Source organism: Acinetobacter sp. GFQ9D191M, assembly GCF_011174875.1.
Classification (GTDB): Bacteria; Pseudomonadota; Gammaproteobacteria; order Pseudomonadales; family Moraxellaceae; genus Acinetobacter.
This window is the reverse complement of record NZ_JAALGV010000085.1, coordinates 1-1,528: the sequence shown is the minus strand read 5'-3', so window position 1 is coordinate 1,528 and position 1,528 is coordinate 1. Positions and strand designations below refer to the sequence as shown.

The window sequence follows — 1,528 nt, the reverse complement described above, 5'->3', positions numbered from 1 at the left end:
ATTCCTGCACCAGAAGGATACCGTTGAATTTGATCTGACCAGCGATAAGGACACTGATCTTGAGGTTACAGACATTAATATCCCTCCTTTTGTGAAGTTGAATGATTTCCAATATGGAGGGGGAATTACCCAACGCTACAAAATCAAAAACACTAAATTAAAAACAAAGAATAAATCCTCAATACGCCTTCTTACAGTTGAATTTCCACAGACATTGCTAATTAAGCTGTACTCATTAATGACACCACCAGAAGGGTTATTACCGTCAAAATTGGGTGTTTGGGAATGGAGACAAACTTTCTATAACAAAATGACTGGGGAGAGTTACTTTTGCTCATGTTTTAAAGATGCCCTCACCAAAGAATATGTAGGTTTAGTAAGGAAACACGCCCATCTTGCGAATGCGTTAGAAAATAATTCCTTTAAAGAATCGATCTGTCACATTTGCACAAAAACGAATTCCGATTTGATGTATTCCCACAATATGTATAGTTCATCCTTCAAAGCAAGATATGGGGCATACATCACTAAGCATTCCATACAGGAAAGTATTAGTGAAAGGGATGCAGAGAACTACATTAGAGAGTTAAAAGGTGTAGCTAGAATAGGTGAAAGATGGGTAAATGAAACATTGTTGTTCAACTACATTAATTTGTTATTCCCTCAATTCACAGTTCAAAGAGAAGCATCACCCACCTGGTTAAATAGACAAAGATTTGATGTGTATATACCTGAGCTAAATTTAGCTATCGAATACCAAGGGCAACAACACTATGTAGCTGTTGATCTATTTGGTGGAGAAGAAGGTTTAAAAAGAACAAAACAAAGAGATAAGGAAAAGCTCCAACTCAGTAAAATTAATGGTGTTGATATTATCTACTTTAGCTACAAAGAGAATTTAACTGAAAAATTAGTACAAAATCGATTGAAGAAGTACCTTAAAGAGTATGAATAACAGGTTCTATATACTCTCAACTAGAAATATATTTACTAGGCCTTTTTATTTGTTTTTTCTGTAGAAAAGAAAATTACAGAACCATCTAAAAGCGTGTCACAACAAAAAAGCGTGTCACAACAAATATATAAATTGTTTAAATACAATCGCTTATTTATTTTTATTGATTGACATGCTATCTGACGTGCTATTGACACGCTTTTTTCCATGTCAGTAAAAGCGAATCCAGAAAAAAAAATGCGTGTCAACATAGCATGTCATTAAATTAAATTCATTTAAGTATATGATATATATATAATTATATTAATAATTTATGACATGCTATTTTTTAGCAAGTCATATATATTTTTTGTTATAAATTAGTAGTTTATGTACTTTATTGACATGCTATTTTATTTTATTTAATCAATTTTTTTATTGACTCTACAATGGTTCATTTCTACTTTTTTTGCTTTCCTAATCTACCCCATTTTTCTATACAAATAGAAAGTATTATTAAGTATATGATTTATATACATATATTATTTCCATAATATGTATCACCCTCGGAATGATGAATCACATTCTTTGGCA

The 1,528-nt window shown here is 31.5% G+C and carries 1 protein-coding gene; it reads left to right on the top strand.

All coding sequences use genetic code 11. The annotated features are described in order from the left end of the window. Positions 1-955 (top strand): hypothetical protein (locus G5T77_RS12640; RefSeq protein ID WP_205683251.1); only part of this gene is annotated, 955 nt, incomplete at its 5' end. Positions 956-1,528 lie beyond the last annotated feature (573 nt).